The 15,552-nt window shown below is 50.3% G+C and carries 10 protein-coding genes; 6 read left to right on the top strand and 4 right to left on the bottom strand.

Features of this window, described 5'->3' with window-relative positions; translation table 11 throughout:
• The first annotated feature begins 179 nt into the window (after nucleotides 1-179).
• The 3 genes from EHT25_RS20490 to EHT25_RS20480 all read left to right on the top strand — a co-directional run bounded on the left by EHT25_RS20490 (nucleotide 180) and on the right by EHT25_RS20480 (nucleotide 4,259).
• Entirely contained in the window at nucleotides 180-2,669 is a 2,490-nt protein-coding gene (locus EHT25_RS20490; protein ID WP_124876979.1) for a glutaminase family protein, read from the top strand.
• Between the two features lie 24 nt (nucleotides 2,670-2,693).
• Nucleotides 2,694-3,551 carry a sugar phosphate isomerase/epimerase family protein gene (locus EHT25_RS20485; protein ID WP_124876978.1) on the top strand — a complete coding sequence of 286 codons (858 nt, stop codon included), beginning with the start codon at nucleotides 2,694-2,696 and terminating at the stop codon, nucleotides 3,549-3,551.
• Between the two features lie 489 nt (nucleotides 3,552-4,040).
• Nucleotides 4,041-4,259 (top strand): hypothetical protein, encoded by a 219-nt coding sequence (locus EHT25_RS20480; protein ID WP_124876977.1) that lies wholly within the window; start codon nucleotides 4,041-4,043, stop codon nucleotides 4,257-4,259.
• Between the two features lie 782 nt (nucleotides 4,260-5,041).
• Here the strand turns inward: EHT25_RS20480 and EHT25_RS20475 are convergent.
• Both EHT25_RS20475 and EHT25_RS20470 read right to left on the bottom strand, forming a co-directional pair.
• On the bottom strand, nucleotides 5,042-6,994 hold the full coding sequence (locus EHT25_RS20475; RefSeq protein WP_124876976.1) for an adenylate/guanylate cyclase domain-containing protein: 1,953 nt from the start codon (nucleotides 6,992-6,994) through the stop codon (nucleotides 5,042-5,044).
• Nucleotides 6,995-7,013: 19 nt separating this feature from the next.
• Entirely contained in the window at nucleotides 7,014-8,990 is a 1,977-nt protein-coding gene (locus tag EHT25_RS20470; protein WP_185731428.1) for a DUF5995 family protein, read from the bottom strand.
• Nucleotides 8,991-9,131: 141 nt separating this feature from the next.
• Between EHT25_RS20470 and EHT25_RS20465 the strand changes: the two genes are divergently transcribed.
• A complete protein-coding gene (locus EHT25_RS20465; RefSeq protein ID WP_124876974.1) occupies nucleotides 9,132-10,190 on the top strand; it encodes a sensor histidine kinase in 1,059 nt (352 codons plus the stop codon).
• A 74-nt stretch (nucleotides 10,191-10,264) separates the two neighbouring features.
• Nucleotides 10,265-10,897: a LytR/AlgR family response regulator transcription factor gene (locus tag EHT25_RS20460; protein ID WP_310588769.1), complete on the top strand. Its 633-nt coding sequence runs from the start codon at nucleotides 10,265-10,267 to the stop codon at nucleotides 10,895-10,897.
• 15 nt (nucleotides 10,898-10,912) lie between these two features.
• Here EHT25_RS20460 and EHT25_RS20455 read toward each other — a convergent pair whose 3' ends face one another.
• On the bottom strand, nucleotides 10,913-13,945 hold the full coding sequence (locus EHT25_RS20455) for a caspase family protein (protein ID WP_148095897.1): 3,033 nt from the start codon (nucleotides 13,943-13,945) through the stop codon (nucleotides 10,913-10,915).
• 159 nt (nucleotides 13,946-14,104) lie between these two features.
• Here EHT25_RS20455 and EHT25_RS20450 point away from each other — a divergent pair, with 159 nt between their 5' ends.
• Nucleotides 14,105-14,566, top strand: coding sequence for a hypothetical protein (locus tag EHT25_RS20450; protein WP_124876972.1), 462 nt, complete (start codon nucleotides 14,105-14,107; stop codon nucleotides 14,564-14,566).
• A gap of 9 nt (nucleotides 14,567-14,575) precedes the next feature.
• Here EHT25_RS20450 and EHT25_RS20445 read toward each other — a convergent pair whose 3' ends face one another.
• A complete protein-coding gene (locus EHT25_RS20445) occupies nucleotides 14,576-15,238 on the bottom strand; it encodes an endonuclease III domain-containing protein (protein ID WP_124876971.1) in 663 nt (220 codons plus the stop codon).
• Between the last annotated feature and the right edge of the window lie 314 nt (nucleotides 15,239-15,552).

The raw sequence follows: 15,552 nt of genomic DNA, 5'->3' as shown, positions 1-15,552 counted from the left end.
GGAACGGTGAATGACGCGTTTTCGGACCCGGTTTTCCTGAAACCGAATCTCGTTGATGTGTTGCTGGCTTCCAGCCCGAATAAGTAGAAAAAGCCATCTGATGATTTTTAATACATGTGTAAAACCTGGCTTGTTCAGACTCATTGAGCCAGCCTACCCTCAACCAATCAGTCGTTCAGATGCGAAAGCAAACCATCTTCTTTTTACTTTTTTTAAGGATCGCCAGTGGTTTCCCGGTGCTGGCCCAACGCCCGCCCGCTTATCCCCTGGTCACCCTCGATCCGTATACCAGCGTCTGGGCGTTCAACGATAAACTCAACGAATCACCAACCCGCCACTGGACGGGCAAAAACCAGCCACTCGACGGCCTGATCCGTGTCGACGGACGCTCATACCGGTTTATGGGTTCCCAACTAACGACGCTAAAAACCGTTGTTTCTACAGCCCAGACCAATGCATACGAGTTGAGTTACACGTTCCAGAAACCGGGTGATGGCTGGGAAAGACCGGAGTTTAAACTTTCGTCCGACTGGAAAACCGGAAAGGCTCCCATCGGCGACGGTGCCGGGAGCAATCCGATCAAACCCGCTACAATCTGGAAAACCAAAGAGGTTTGGTACCGCCGGACGGTTACAGTTTCCGATCTGAATTTTGAAAACCTCGTACTGAACATGAGCCACGACGATGACGTGGTGGTGTACATCAACGGCGTAAAAGCCTTCGACAGCGGCCACAGCTACGTGGGGGATTATAAAGTGTTTCCGATGAGTCCGGCGGCCAAAGCTGCTCTCAAAAAAGGCCCGAACGTGCTGGCCGTCAGCTGCCTGAACCCCGTTGGAGGTGCGTATGTCGACGTAGGTCTGGCCGATGAGCGAAAAGTGAGTCTGGGCGCTCCGATCGCCCTGGCGCAACAGCAAAGTGTGAAGGTTCAGGCTACGCAGACGGAATATAAATTTGCGGCTGGCCCCATCGCCCTCACCGTTAATTTTACCACTCCTCTCCTGCTGGACGATCTGGATGTGGCAACCCGCCCGGCTTCCTACCTGACGTATTCGGCCCAATCGACCGACGGAAAACCGCATTCAGTAGAAATTTATACGGCAGCATCTGGCCTGTTGAGTGTTAACCAGCCCACGCAGGAAGTAGTTGGAAAGCGTTCGTCGGCCGACGGTCTGGCGGTTTTATCAATTGGCACGACTTCGCAGAAAATTCTGGAACGCAAGGGTGATGATGTGCGAATCGACTGGGGCTATGCGCTGCTGGCGGCTCCGACGGCCTCTACCACGAAAACCGGAATTGGTCAGCCAGCCGCCCTGTTCCGTAACTTTGTGAGCAAGGGCTCAGTAGCCGATGAAGCTACCCAACCGGCCGCGGCCGACAATCGCTCGCTGGCGGTTTCGCAGTCACTCGGAACGGTTTCGCAGACGCCCAAAACCGCCCACGTTATTCTGGGTTACGATGATCTTTATTCGGTTCAGTATTTCGGTAAAAATCTGCGGGGCTGGTGGCGACGGGACGAATCGATGACGGCGGAAAAAATGCTGGCCGCGGCTGAAAAAGAGTACGCTCAACTGATCGAAAAGTCCCGTCAATTCGACCGGAAGCTATACGCAGATGCTGAAAAATCGGGTGGAAAACCGTATGCCGACCTGTGTCAACTGGCTTACCGGCAAGCCATTGCGGCCCATAAAACCGTAGCCGGTCCCAAAGGCGAAGTATTGTTTTTGTCAAAAGAGAACTTTAGTAACGGCTCCATCGGAACGGTGGATATAACTTACCCGTCGGCACCCCTGTTTCTGATTTACAACCCAACGCTGTTGAAAGGCATGATGGAACCGATTTTTCAGTATTCCGAAAGTGGCCGGTGGACGAAACCGTTTGCCGCCCACGACGTGGGGACCTATCCGCTGGCCAATGGGCAGACCTACGGCGAAGACATGCCGGTGGAAGAAAGCGGGAACATGCTGATTCTGACGGCCGCCATTGCGGCTACTGAGAAAAACGCCGACTATGCGAAACAACACTGGCCGACCCTGACCGTTTGGGTGGATTACCTCAAAAAAAATGGTTTTGACCCCGCCAATCAGCTTTGTACGGACGACTTCGCCGGTCATCTCGCCCGCAATGCCAACCTGAGCATCAAAGCCATTATGGGCATTGCGTCGTACGGTCAACTGGCAAAACAGCTCGGTCAGAACGAGTTAGGGGAACAAAACCTCAAACTGGCCCGCGAACTGGCGCAGAAATGGGTTCAGATGGCGCAGGACGGCGATCATTATGCGCTGACTTTCGATAAACCGCAGGGAAGCTGGAGCCAGAAATACAATCTGGTGTGGGATAAACTACTGAATCTGAACATTTTCCCGAAAGAGGTAGCGGAGAAAGAAATCCGGTATTACCTCACAAAACAAAAACCGTTTGGTTTACCGCTGGACAGCCGGAAAACCTATACCAAATCGGACTGGATCCTCTGGACGGCAACCATTGCCGAAAAACCGGACGATTTCCGGCAACTGGTTCAACCCATTTATAAGTACGCGGATCAAACACCCACCCGGGTTCCGTTGAGCGACTGGCACGAAACAACCGATGGCAAGCAGGTCGGTTTTCAGGCCCGTTCCGTGGTGGGAGGCTATTTTATTAAACTGCTAAACGACAAACTCCATTAATCAACCTTTTCACGATCCAAACCCATGCTAAAAAACCGCTTATCGTTCGTGCTCGCGGCTGCCCTGCTACTCGAGTACGGCAGCAGTTATGCTCAAAAGAAAATTTACACCTTTCCCATTGGTATTCAATCCTATACGTACCGATTTAGCTTTCCAAAAGGCGTTGAGGCAACCCTCGACACCATTCAGTCGCTGGGCATCACCGAAATGGAAGGCAGTACACCCCCGGGTGTCACGACCGAAGCGTTCAAGAAAATGCTGAAGGATCGGAACATCAGCATTCCTGGCACCGGCGCGAGCTATGATGAAATAGTCAAAGATCCGATGGAGGTGGTGAAGAAAGCCAAAGAGCTGGGTGCAAAATACGTCATGGTTGCTTCGATCCCGCATCAGCGTGGGAATTTCACGCTTGAAAACGCCAAAAAAGCCGTGGAAGATTTCAACCGGGTGGGCAAGGTGTTGCAGGAAAATAGCCTGACGTTCTGTTACCACAACCACGGCTTTGAATTCCAGCCGTACGAAGATGGTACGCTGTTCGATTACCTCGTGAAGAACACCGACCCGAAGTATGTCTCCTTTGAAATGGACATTCTGTGGGTCACCCACGGGGGTGCCGATCCGGTTAAATTGCTGAATAAATACGGCAGTCGCTGGAAGCTGATGCACCTGAAAGACCTTAAAAAAGGGGTTAAAGGTGACCTCACCGGTGGCACTCCAAAAGAGAATGACGTGACGCTGGGAACGGGCCAGATCGACATTCCGATGGTGTTGAAAACCGCCAAAAAAGTTGGGGTTAAGCACTATTTCATTGAAGACGAAAGTCCCACCTGGTCGTATCAGGTGCCGAAAAGTATTGCTTATCTGAAAAATCTAAAGGAGTAAGGAAAAGCTTTTGATCAATCGAAAGTCAGGACAGAATCTATCATCGGTTTTGTCCTGACTTTTTTTTAGGTGAACGGTTCAATTCCCGATCTGCCGCCTACCGGGCCGAAAGGGGTTTTATGAAAAACTATATTTGATTCTGCCCAGCTATTTATTGATCGGTCAAACCTACTTATCTGCTGGTATGTATATGCCCGTAATTGCTTTTAATTTTGTCTTTTTCCACTTAATAAAAACCAGATTACGAAACAAATAGTTGGCAGATGAAAACCAGGGCGCTATAAACTTAACAGAATACCTAACCAAATTGAAAAAATACCTGAAACGGATCGGTGACTAATCGCTTACGCTGACAGACGATTCAGCTCACAAAAGGATCGTGATTCAAAAAACAGAATCGCAGGATCGATAAACAAGAATGGCACAAAGTTTGGGACTTAGTTAGTATTCAACCTATTCAACTGTCAACCTGACTATCGGCATCATCCAATGAGCACCAAAACCGTTTCCATCGATGTATTCAACCCGATTGGGGTTACTAAAATTGAGCCTGTTGCTGGTACTCAAAAAATGGCAAAATACCGTAAACGTAAACCTTTTAAGCTCAGCATGCCCAAAGCAATCCTGTGGTTTGCAATCCTTTCGGTTGCTGTCGGTTTCGCGTTTTTGTGGTACAAATTGATTTCCTTTTTCCTGACACTTTTCTAGGAATAACCCAGCGGTTTTGTGCAAAACCACGGTTTTTAAAAGGCTCCGTTTTAAAAAATAATCCAATCGTTTTCGTGTAAAACAGTAACCATCCTGCGCGCCTTTTCGGGTGGTTATCCCGGTAATACCACAGAGTTCTTAGCTTTCAGTTTCTGGTTTTCCGCAATCATCCGTTCGTCTTTCTGAAAAATGTAATTCTTGCCTACATCGGTCATCCGTACTTTAAAGCACTCATTTTCAAGCCGCTTTATACGTTGAATGGATCGGCAATTTTTGTTCTTCCTCCCACCGGATAACAGCTTGGTTAATGATTATATGTTGATCAAAATACTTCCAAAAATAACCTGCTAACCTCAGCAGATGAGCACAAATAATAGACTCGCGGAGCAGCAATCGTATACCGATAATCCAATAAAAAGTGCTTTCTGCTAATTAATAACAAGGTTAAAAAAAACCGGTGTACGACAATAAACAGACACCCGTATTCCCAGCCCTGTCGTCCGAAAACCGTCAATCAGAGATCCGCAGCCATTGGCTCCAAAGCGCCGGTTTTTCGCTGTGTGTATAAGGAACGAGTTAGATTTTAGAAAGAACCACGGTGCTTCCAGAATCCGGTCGGCTCTTTCGAAGTCCTGAAGATCGACTGGTTTTTCGCTCCAGATTAGGACTGTATGGCATGATGTTTGTATGTCCTGCCGATTTTCCCTATAAAAGTCACATTATGTTAAACAAAAAAGCAAATAAGTTTACTCGTAGTAAAAATATAGTGCCGCTAATCAAACTTAATCTTTACTGAATTCTTCTGCATAGTACATATCCAGTGCTTCTTTATTTTTTACCGGTATTTTGCCCCGGTAACTGCATCGAAAGTGTTCTTTGACCAGTTGGTAGGTAGATTCGGAAATATTGATTTTGCCCACCTCACCGTGCTGTTCCATGCGGGCCGCTGTATTAACGGTATCGCCCCAGATGTCATAGGCAAACTTGCGCGCGCCCACAATGCCGGCCACCACCGGTCCGGTATGAATCCCGATCCGAAATTCGAAATGCTGCTGGCCCCTGGCCTGCCGTTCCTGCTGGTTACGCACAATAAACGCCTGCATGTCCAAAGCAGCCCGAACGACTTCAACCGGGTTTTCGGGATAAACCACCGGCAAACCACCCGCGCATAAATAAGCGTCGCCGATGGTTTTGATTTTTTCAATGCGGTACCGGCTCAGAATATCGTCGAATGCCCGGTAATAATGATCGATCTCGTTGACCAGTTCTTCCGGCGACAGTCGCTCGCCGGTGGCGGTAAAATTCTTGATATCCGTAAACAAAACCGTCACCCGATCAAACCGGCGGGGTTTCGAGCGGCCCGTCAGTTTTAGCTCTTCCACCACTTCCGACGGCAGAATGTTGAGCAACAGTTCTTCGGAGCGCTGCTTGGCCGCCTGAAGTTCTTCCGTCCGCTGGTTCACCTTTTGCTCCAGCATGATGTTCTGCTCGCTGACCAGACGCCGGTTTTCCACCAAAAGCCGTATTTGCTCCTGCTCGGCCTCCAGACGCTGTTTTTTCAGCAAGTCTACTTTGTACGTCAAGGCGACTGCAAAGAACAGAATTTCGACCCCAACGCCGAGATGAATACTTTCGTAGGTCAGGAAACCGTAGGGCAATCGACCGTCGGTATACAGGAGGTAAATGACGATTCCCAGGTAGAAAAACAGGTTGCCAATGATGTAAAATAAGGCCGGACGAAACCCTTTCCGCAGCATGGCGACACCCGCGGTCAGACTGAATATTCCTTCCAGCAGAACGACCAACGGTACGATATCGACCTGACGCCCAAGTCGATAGTCCAGACTCACGTTCAGGACACTCAGCAGAAAACCGATCAGATAGAGCACGACAATCCCGATGCCGGTTTTGTAATAAACCGGGGCCTGGTAGCGAAGCCGGAGAAAGGTCAGGGTGAACAGAATATGGAGAAAACCGGTCACGGAAGGCAGGGCTGCGCCGTAGCGTTCGATGGACGGATTGGCGGCCCAGAAAAATTCGCTGGTGTGTCCCCGGAACAGCGCCATCAACAGGCCCATGAACAATACCCAGATGGCATACCGAAGATTTCCTTCTTCGCGCAACCGGATGTATAAAACCAGGCTGTAAACAATGATAATCAGAATAAAACCGTAGTAAATGCCATAAAACAGATCGGACCGATGCTGGCTTTGCAGTAATTTAACCGTTGAAAGGGCAAACATGGGCAGCGCCGATGTATACACCCCTTCCATGTATACGTAAAACGTGTGCGTTTCGCCATTGCGGGCCAGAATCGGGCAAAACTGAATGCTTTTCCGAAACGATTCGCCTTTTTCCGGCTGAAGCGAGCCCAGTTGGGTTTCCCGCAGCACGCGGTTGTCGGCGGTTTCGTACACCTTCATCAACTCGGTTCCGGCGTAGATAAACTGCAGAAAAACCTCCCGATCCGTCTCGTTGGTGATCTGAAACCGGAACCAGTATCCAACCTGGTGGTCATATGTCTTGATCAGGCGGTTTTCGGTAGGAACAAACGGCAGAGCGGCCGACGGACGTAGTAAATCGCCGATGGATACCGAACCGGCCTTTACTTCCAGTAACTCACTGGCCTCAAAAACATTATACGTCCGATCCAGATCCGTGATCCGAATCGAACCCGCCGAAGCCCGTCCCAAAGGCAACAGACCTACCAGCAAAATCAGTACAAGTCGGTTCATTATTGTGGGAATTAGTCAATCAGGAAATGGTCGGCAGCAGGGCTGTCCGCAACATCACATCTACTTTGTGGGCCGTGGTGCCAAATTCTTTCCGGGCAACGTACATCAGTGGCAACCGCAGCAACCAGGGCGGTCGAGCCACCAATCGCCCCATTTTAGCCGATTGCGCTTCCAGATCCTTCAGAAGTTGCTGGCGTTCCGTTTCGGTTTTGGCCTGGTGCAAGGCGCGGCTGTTGGTCCAGGCCTGCTCGCGTCCGGCATTCATAACCGCCTGTTCGACGGCCTTGATCCGGTCGGAGAAATAGGTTACCATTGTTCCGAAAGGACGGAATATCCGACCGACGTTGTCGTTCATCTGATCGTACATATCCCCGAACAAATCGTTCATTTTTACGAAATCGTCCTTAAACAATTCGAGGTCTTTGCCCTTGTAAACTTCCGCAACGACAATCGGCAAATCATACGAAATGTGTGCATTCGCTGCCGTAAAAATGTATTGGTCGGTGGTGATGAGCGTTCGGGCGGCCTCGAACGACAACTGCCAGGGCGACGTAGCGGTTTTGCCGTCGAAATAATTATTCAGCGCTTCAAAATACCGGTTGCCAAACCCCACGTCAACCTGCTCCATCTCCACCGGATTGTCGAACCGGTTTGCCCGCAGCCCTTCCTGAACGCGGATCGTCACCAACTTATAAACCGCACAAAACAACCCGATCGGATTGTTCTGCGACCGCAGATGACGGGCCACTTTGTCGAGGTAAAAAATTACTTCTTCGATGGTCTGCGCGGGTGGAATCCGGAAATCCGGTTTTTCCGACTCCCAGGTATCGGTCAGCGCCGACGGCAGATAAAACTGTTCCCGTTTGGCGCCGTTGTAATAAGCCATCAGCAGATCGATCATCTGGTTGCTGAAAGCCCTTCCGACGGCGCCCATCAGCAAATGGCGGTCGCTGCCGGAGCGGAAGCTCTTGTCGAGCCACTGAATGGCGTCGATGGCCAGCGAATCGTCTTTATCGTCGGCTTTGGCCACTTCGAGCAGGTCGGCATATTGATCGCCGATAAAAAACCGCACAAAAACCGATGGCAAATTCTTGAAAGGACCAAACGACAGCCGCGAGTTCATCAGGTCGATGCAGGCATCGGTCAGCTCAATGCCTTCCCGGCCCCCATCCGTCGACCGCCCGGCCTGCTGTTCCAGAATCGCGTTCATCAAAAACCGCCCGTCTTCCGCGCTTTCCGTATTCAGGTCATCGTCGACGCCGATCATATGCCCCACTACTTTCCAGAGGTGCAGGTAGGCTTCACTTTCTTCCGGGGTCAACTCGATGTTCATCTGTTTCAGCCCGTCGATGATCACGACGCCAAACGACAGCAAGGTGCCGACCAGATCCTGCTGATTGATTGGAATGCCGTAAGTTGAAACATCCCAGCGGTGTTGCTGGGCGTGATACCGGATCACGGCGTGCATCAGCCGGACTTTCTGGATCGAAACGATGGCGGTTCCGTCGTGCTCGAAACTATTCAGCGTCAGCACATTGACCACAAATTGGGCAGTTTCCATCAGCCGCCGGGTAAACGAATCGAGCGATCCGTCGTGCACGCGAAGCCGACCGGTCCGGTACAGAACCTTGGCTCCCCGCCAGCAGGTGTAACACAACGGCAGTGATTTACAGAGCAGCAGGAGCAGAATTTTAGGCCCGTATTGTTTGAAAACATCGGACGCCACGGCCAGTTTAAACGGTTCGGCCCAGTCGGGAAGGCGACGGGTTTTGACGAAGTAGTCTTCCACAATTTTTTTCACCCGATCCGGCAGTACATCAAACGCCGGATTCGGAAAATTGCGGTTTTGGACCAGCATCTGGAAAATCTGGTCGATCTCCCCCTTCTGGTTATCCAGCAAAATGGCGTTGATCGTTTCGTCAGCGAGTGAGTCACCCCGCTTTCGTTTGCTCCACAGAAATTCATCGGTCCAGGTGGCGGCTGACGGGCTAATCATTTGAGGTAGGAGGACGTTAAGGTTACCACAAATAACCATATTAGTAACTCATTTCCAATTTCTCCGGCACATTCTCCCTTTCTACCGCAATCATTTTCATGCGCGTAAGACGTTTTGTAGATTACCGTGAAAACCAATGAGATGAAACGCACCATTCCGCCTTTCTTAATTCATATTCTGATCGGACTGGCCTTTCTGGCGCTTCCGTACATTTTTGCCCCACGCGGCTTTTCGGGGCTGTCCCAACTGGCTGACAATCCGCACGAACTGACTAATTTTCTGTCTTACCTGTTCATGCTGGCGTTTTTTTACCTGAATCATTATGTGCTGATTCCAGGCCTTTATTTAAAGGGGAAGTACGTCATTTACATTCTCAGCGTGATTGGCTGTTTCCTGGTTATCATCTTGATGGTGGTTGTGTTCGATCGCCAGGATATGCTAATTTCGTCTCTGCCGCCCCCCAACCCCTTCCCGGAATCAATGACTACGGAACCGGGCGGTTTACCGCAAAAACCGCCTTTCGGGTTTGAACTCAGTCACGCGCTGTTCCTGTTTCTGGTCGGTATTTTCGTTTCTTTATTTCTTCAAACCAGCAACCGCTGGCGGCAAACGGAACAGGAAAAACTGGCCACGGAGTTGTCGTACCTGAAAGCCCAGATCAACCCGCATTTTCTGTTCAACACGCTCAACAGCATTTATTCGCTGGCCATTGAGAAGTCCGACCGAACCGCCGACGCTGTCGTAAAACTCTCGTCTTTAATGCGTTACGTTATTCGGGATGCGGGCAGTAATCAGGTACCTCTGGCGAAAGAAGTGGACTACATCAGCGATTACGTTGCGTTGCAGCAACTTCGGCTGGATGATACGGTGCAGATTGAGTTTGCGGTCAGCGGTTTTTTTAACGGGAAACAGATTGCTCCCCTGATTTTGATTTCGTTCATCGAAAATGCCTTTAAATACGGAGTCAATCCAGAAGAAAAGTCGATTATTCACATTACTATTTCCCTGAAAGAGACCAATTTACGTTTATATGTTTTCAATAAAAAAGTTCGGGTATACTACAACGATGAAGCTTCGGGCGGCATTGGCATCGAAAACACCAAATCACGGTTGCACTTGTTGTATCCCAACAAACACATCCTGGCCATCAACGACAATCCGACCGGTTTTTCCGTTGAATTAACCCTGAACCTGGTATGATCCGAGCCATTGCGTTGGATGATGAACCACCAGCGCTCCGCGTTTTGACCCATTTTTGAAGCCAGCTCAATGCGATTGATCTGCAAAAAACGTTTTTACGCCCCGACGAAGCCCTGCATCATATGCATCAATTCCCGACCGATCTGCTTTTCCTCGACATCAATATGCCGTCGGTCTCGGGCCTTGAATTCCACAAGGCAATTCCGGATCAGATGATGGTTATTTTCACCACGGCATACGCCGAATATGCCGTTGAAGGATTCAGCCTAAACGCGATTGATTACTTATTGAAACCGTTTACGTTCGAGCGGTTTCAACAAGCGATTCAGAAAGCGAATGAATACTACCGGTTTCGGCATCCCGTAGAACCCTCGAAAGAAGCCTATTTATTCATCCGGGCAGACTATACGCTGCACAAACTCAACCTGGCGGACATTCTATTCATCGAAGGATTAGACGATTACCTCAAGATTCATATTCAGCAGACCAACCACCCGATTGTGGCCCGCATGACCATGAAAGCCATGCTGCAAAAATTACAGGAAGCCGACCCGGAAGCCGAGCGGTTTATCCGGGTCCACCGTTCCTACATTGTGCCGTTTAGCCGAATCGAGCAAGTCAGAAACCGCATCATAACCCTGGCAGGCGAAGAAATTCCGATCGGCATGAGCTACGAAGCCGACTTCTTCAAGCGGTTTCAAACGTAACGAAGCGGTTTTCCCCTAGCCTTTGCCGATGAGCTGGGCGTATTTGGTGGCAATGCTGAGAAACCCCTTTTCGTTTGGATGAAATTCGTCGTACCAATACTTCAGCTGTTCGGTGGCCGGTCGCATGGTGCCGCGCAGATTGATATAGGCCACGTTTTCGTACTCGGCAGCCGCGCGTTGCAGTCGTTCATTAAAACCGTCGACCATGAACCGGATCAGGTTTTGTTGTTCGGCCGGATCCGAAATGCCCCGTTCAGTTAGCGTTTTACTGATCAGCCCCGGTTTTCCGGATTGGGTTTGGGAAATATCCGGGTTCAGGTAGTCATAACCATGAGCCAACACCTTAACCTTCTCATTCTGAAGACGGACGAGACGAAAAAGGCGTTTTAAATCAGCCTCCAGGTCATCGAGAGCGGCCGTAAAGGCTTCCGTCAGGTATCGCTGCGGAGCGGTTTCGCCCCCCTCCCATTTGTCGCGGATGTACGTCGGGAATTCTTCCCCGAAAAAATGCGCTCCCCCGCCACTCAGCAGAAAAAACCGCGGACTTACCTGCGCAATGGTTTCCAGAAACTTCGAATTTTCGATGTATTTTTTCAGTGAATTTCCAACCGCCGGGGTAGAATTCACGGTATAAACGCGTGCCAGGTAATCGATGACGTCACTCAGCAATGGGTACTGAAACCAGGAATCGCCACCCGCTACAATTCGAACCCGATCGGGATATTTGAGGAGATTTTGTTTGTATTGCCGGTTTCGGATGTGATTGGCCACCTGATTGCTGACCAGCGTCTTTAAATCGCCCCACAATCCCCGCTGCTCCTCGCCCGTCACCTCCAGATCGTCGCGCAAAACGAGGGTACCATCGACAGGATAGGGCCGGAAATAAAGTCCAAGGGCAAAGTCGGACATCGGATTAGCCTCCGAAACGCCATCGACCAAAACCGGTTCCAGCATCCGGGTCAACTCACCGAGATCGACCTGATTGAAAACCGGGTTCGGCATTCGCAGGGTAATGGTTTGCGTGCTCCAGTCCGGAAACGTTTCCTCGTCTTCCGATGTATCGAAAGCCGAAGCCCGGTTCTCGCTAAAGTCTAATTTTTCATCCAGTGTATGGGGCGACGGCAAAATATCCAGCGACAGCATCGCCAGCGTCGATTCGGAAAGCGGATTGACCGAGACGATCACCTTGAAATATTCTGTCACGTCGGGCCAGTTGTATTGCCGGACGGTTTCTTCCAGGCTCATTCGCACCACCTCCAGCCGCCCCGTCAGCGATTTTTTACTGGGTAACCCCAACCATTCGGTCTGCCCCGGTTCGAGCCGGTAATTTCCTGCCTGAAGCCGTTCGTTGATCGGCAGGAAATTTCTCATCGCGATAAAATCCCGCGAAAGGTACAAAACCGTGCAATACAGCACCTGCGCCGTTGGGTTGGTCAGTTGAATTCGGACCTTATTGGCCCACACGGTTTTCCCAACCGGCGTCTTGCTGCTCAGCAGGGGAACGGTTACGGCCGCCGGACGTTCTCCCTGGAGCACAATGGTTTCACCTTCCTCGGGCGTTACCGAAACCGCCAGAATTGGTACAGGTGCCGCCGGATTCCGAAGTTCTTTCAAATACTGCCAGGCTGCCAGATGCCGCAAATACCGGGTCAGTTGTTCGTTGGCCTGGTCCAGCTGATCGGCCGAAACGGTTCGGATAAGTGGGCGGTTTTCGTCGTTGGGCCGGGTAAAATACAATAAACCATTGCGGACGTGCAGCGTATAATCGGCCTTTTCTTCCACCTCTTCCGGTATAAAAAAAGCCCCGGCTTTTTCGGTTAAAGTCTGGATTAATTGGGCCTGTTCCGCCAGGTCGCCGTTGTGATTAATGAAGTGTAGTTTTACCGGTTCGCTAATCAACCCCTCAACCTCCGCCCGATACGCTTTGCTGCGATCAAGGCCGGTTTCCTGCTCCGGTTCGAGCTTTAAAAGTGTATAGTCGGCCCCAATTAGCAACGGAGTGACCGGAAACGCCGGTTTTCCATTTTCGTCCAGTAACCGAATGACTTTGGTAGTGCGTCCAACGCCGTGGATGGCGCCGACATCGAGCATCCACTGTTTTTTAGAGAGGTTATACGTTATCTCGGCAAGGGCGGTTTGGGTATCGACCGGGCGATTCAGAAAACCGGTCGTTAGCATCAAATCCGATCGGTCGCCCGCGGCCGAAATCCGGGGACGCTGCTCGTAAGCAAACCGCATATACTGGCGAATCCGATTGTGAAGAGTCTGGTATGAAATGGCATTGTTGGCCGCCTTCAACACCGAAATCAGGTTTTTGGTAAATGCGCCTTCTTTATTTTCGCGATCTTCCACTGCCGCTTCGTCCGACTCACAGGCTGCCAGTTGCATGTGCGTTCCGAGTGGAATCAGTGCGTCGAGTCCTTTTTGCCGAAAATCCGCTTCCGAAAACCGGTCGTGAAAAATAAACCCCTCCCAAGGCCGCATGGGAGCCGATTCCGACAACCGGCGTTCCTGCATTTTCCGGCCTTCGGGCGTTTCGGACAGCAAATCGAAAAACCGGGTATTGTCGCCAGAATGGCAGCAATCAAAAATCGTGACGATGTGCGCACCGGTCTGGCTCAGTTCCTGAATCAAAAACCGCAACTCCTTGTCGGTCAGTAAATAATCCCAGGTATGTTCCGAATCACCATCGAAGCAAACAATGCTTTCCAGCTTCTTATCGGTTTCGGTCGGCCAAAGTGTCGGGTCCGCGGCTTCCTGGGCTCCATGACCCGCGTAATAAAACAGGGCCGTATCGTTCGGCCCGGCCAGTTTCAGGTGCGTCCGAAACCCTTCGACGAGGGCGGTTTTGGTGGCCTGCTGGTCGGCAAGATGGAGCGGATGGTGTTCAAAACCCGTCAGATCAGCCAGATAACGCTCAAAGGTTTCGGCATCCTGCGTAGCCCCGCTCAACTGCCGGACCTGCTGGTACGCATTGATGCCCACCACAAGTGAATAGAGTTTTGGTTTGTCGGTTGGTCCGGCGGGGGTAGTATTGGGAGAATCCATTTCGGCGAGGTAGGGTTTAGCGGTAGGCAACGGTTGATGGTTAGAAATATACGGAATTAGAATTACAGTACGGTTTTATCGAAAATCATTTACTGATCGGCTATTTTAATTTGATTTTATCGCTACCCGTTTGTATTTTTTGTGCAAGCATTTTCTGTCATGAAACCACACCCGTTCTGCTGGCTGCCTTTCCGAACGCACCGATCCCGATATTTTCTGGTCTGGCTGGCACTGACGCTGGTTTCCTGCGAGAAATGTGAAATTTATCCCGAACGCCCTAATTCAAATACCGTAATCTTTGGTCGCGTAACTGATGAAAAAAACGGTTTACCGGTAGAAGGTCTTGAGGTTCAATTGATAGGTACTAAAAAATTTATTTATCTTGTCTCCAGTAAAATTTTAACGAAATCCGTTTCTGATCGGGATGGTAAATATCAGATTGAATTGAATGTTTCCAAAGAGATTGGCGAGTTATCCTTATTTCCCCAACTTTATTTTACATCAAAAGACAGTACACTATATATAGGCCATATAGTGAATGGAGACCGCATGAATAGCTGCTGCCCTGCCTCTATCGGCCAGCGCACTGAATATAATTTCCAGTTGATTCGCCGTCTATAACCAGTTACCTTACCGACTCTCCGTCACACCCACCCGTTCGCAGAACTCAAAAACCGGGCAGGTGGAGCAATGCGGCAACCGGCCCGTACAAATGTGCTTTCCGAATGGCATCAGCAGCCGGTTGATGTCGATCCACTGGGCAACGGGTACTTTTTCTTCCAGCACTTTCAACGTTTGCTCCGGTTGGGTCGTCTGCACAAATCCCCAGCGGTTGGTCACCCGGTGAACGTGAATATCGACGCTGATGGCCGCCTGACCGGTGGCCACGCCCAGCGTCAGGTTGGCGCATTTGGGACCGACGCCTTTAAACGACGTCAGCGTTTCGAAATCGGCGGGAATCTGTCCGTTAAATTCGTCGATCGCCCGTTTGGCAATGCCCAGCATCGTATACGCTTTCTGTTCGGGATACTGCGTTCCGTAGAGTAATTTGGCCAGCGCTTTCGGATCGAGTTGCAGCAGTTGTTCGGGGGTTCGGGCCGCGGCAAAAAGCCGTTCCGCCACCGGAATGGTGGTTTCGTCGAGTGTCCGGATGGAAATGATGCAGGCGATCAACTGCTCAAAAACCGAGTTGTGCCCCCGCTCGAACAGGTCGAACATGGCGGCTTTGGGGTACGGTCGAATGGCTTCCTCGATCCGGTTTAGAACCAGGGTTAAATCAAAATAGGGCTTCACGCTATCATTAACCCAAAAAAAGCCCGGTGGTTTATGGTTTCCACAAAGACTTCCCACAGATTTACAATGACATTCCCGGAAAACCGTTTTAATCTGAAAAAACCGCGCCTTTGCCTCTTTAAATCCATCTTGCATAGTGTGGATTTATTGATTTTTTCCGACCGGTTCATGACCACTGCCTGGTATGGACACCTGCTTTACACAAGTGAATCGTTGTAGAAAGTGATTCTGATTAGTCGGTTCCGGCCAACCGTATTGGTTCGTACCTATTCAGTGTTTTTCAGTTAAAGTGATTCAGGAAGTCGTTGGCCGGA

The sequence above is a fragment of the Larkinella rosea genome (assembly GCF_003858635.1).
Lineage (GTDB): Bacteria > Bacteroidota > Bacteroidia > Cytophagales > Spirosomataceae > Larkinella > Larkinella rosea.
Note: the sequence above shows the minus strand (reverse complement) of the source record. Positions and strands in the feature narration are given on the sequence as shown.

Excerpts from the sequence above, each read along its gene's own strand:
- EHT25_RS20465 (WP_124876974.1), top strand. The coding sequence starts at position 9,132 with ATGAAACGCACCATTCCGCCTTTCTTAATTCATATTCTGATCGGACTG.
- EHT25_RS20450 (WP_124876972.1), top strand. The coding sequence starts at position 14,105 with ATGAAACCACACCCGTTCTGCTGGCTGCCTTTCCGAACGCACCGATCC.
- EHT25_RS20485 (WP_124876978.1), top strand. The coding sequence starts at position 2,694 with ATGCTAAAAAACCGCTTATCGTTCGTGCTCGCGGCTGCCCTGCTACTC.
- EHT25_RS20490 (WP_124876979.1), top strand. The coding sequence starts at position 180 with ATGCGAAAGCAAACCATCTTCTTTTTACTTTTTTTAAGGATCGCCAGT.
- EHT25_RS20455 (WP_148095897.1), bottom strand. The coding sequence starts at position 13,945 with ATGGATTCTCCCAATACTACCCCCGCCGGACCAACCGACAAACCAAAA.
- EHT25_RS20475 (WP_124876976.1), bottom strand. The coding sequence starts at position 6,994 with ATGAACCGACTTGTACTGATTTTGCTGGTAGGTCTGTTGCCTTTGGGA.
- EHT25_RS20480 (WP_124876977.1), top strand. The coding sequence starts at position 4,041 with ATGAGCACCAAAACCGTTTCCATCGATGTATTCAACCCGATTGGGGTT.
- EHT25_RS20470 (WP_185731428.1), bottom strand. The coding sequence starts at position 8,990 with ATGATTAGCCCGTCAGCCGCCACCTGGACCGATGAATTTCTGTGGAGC.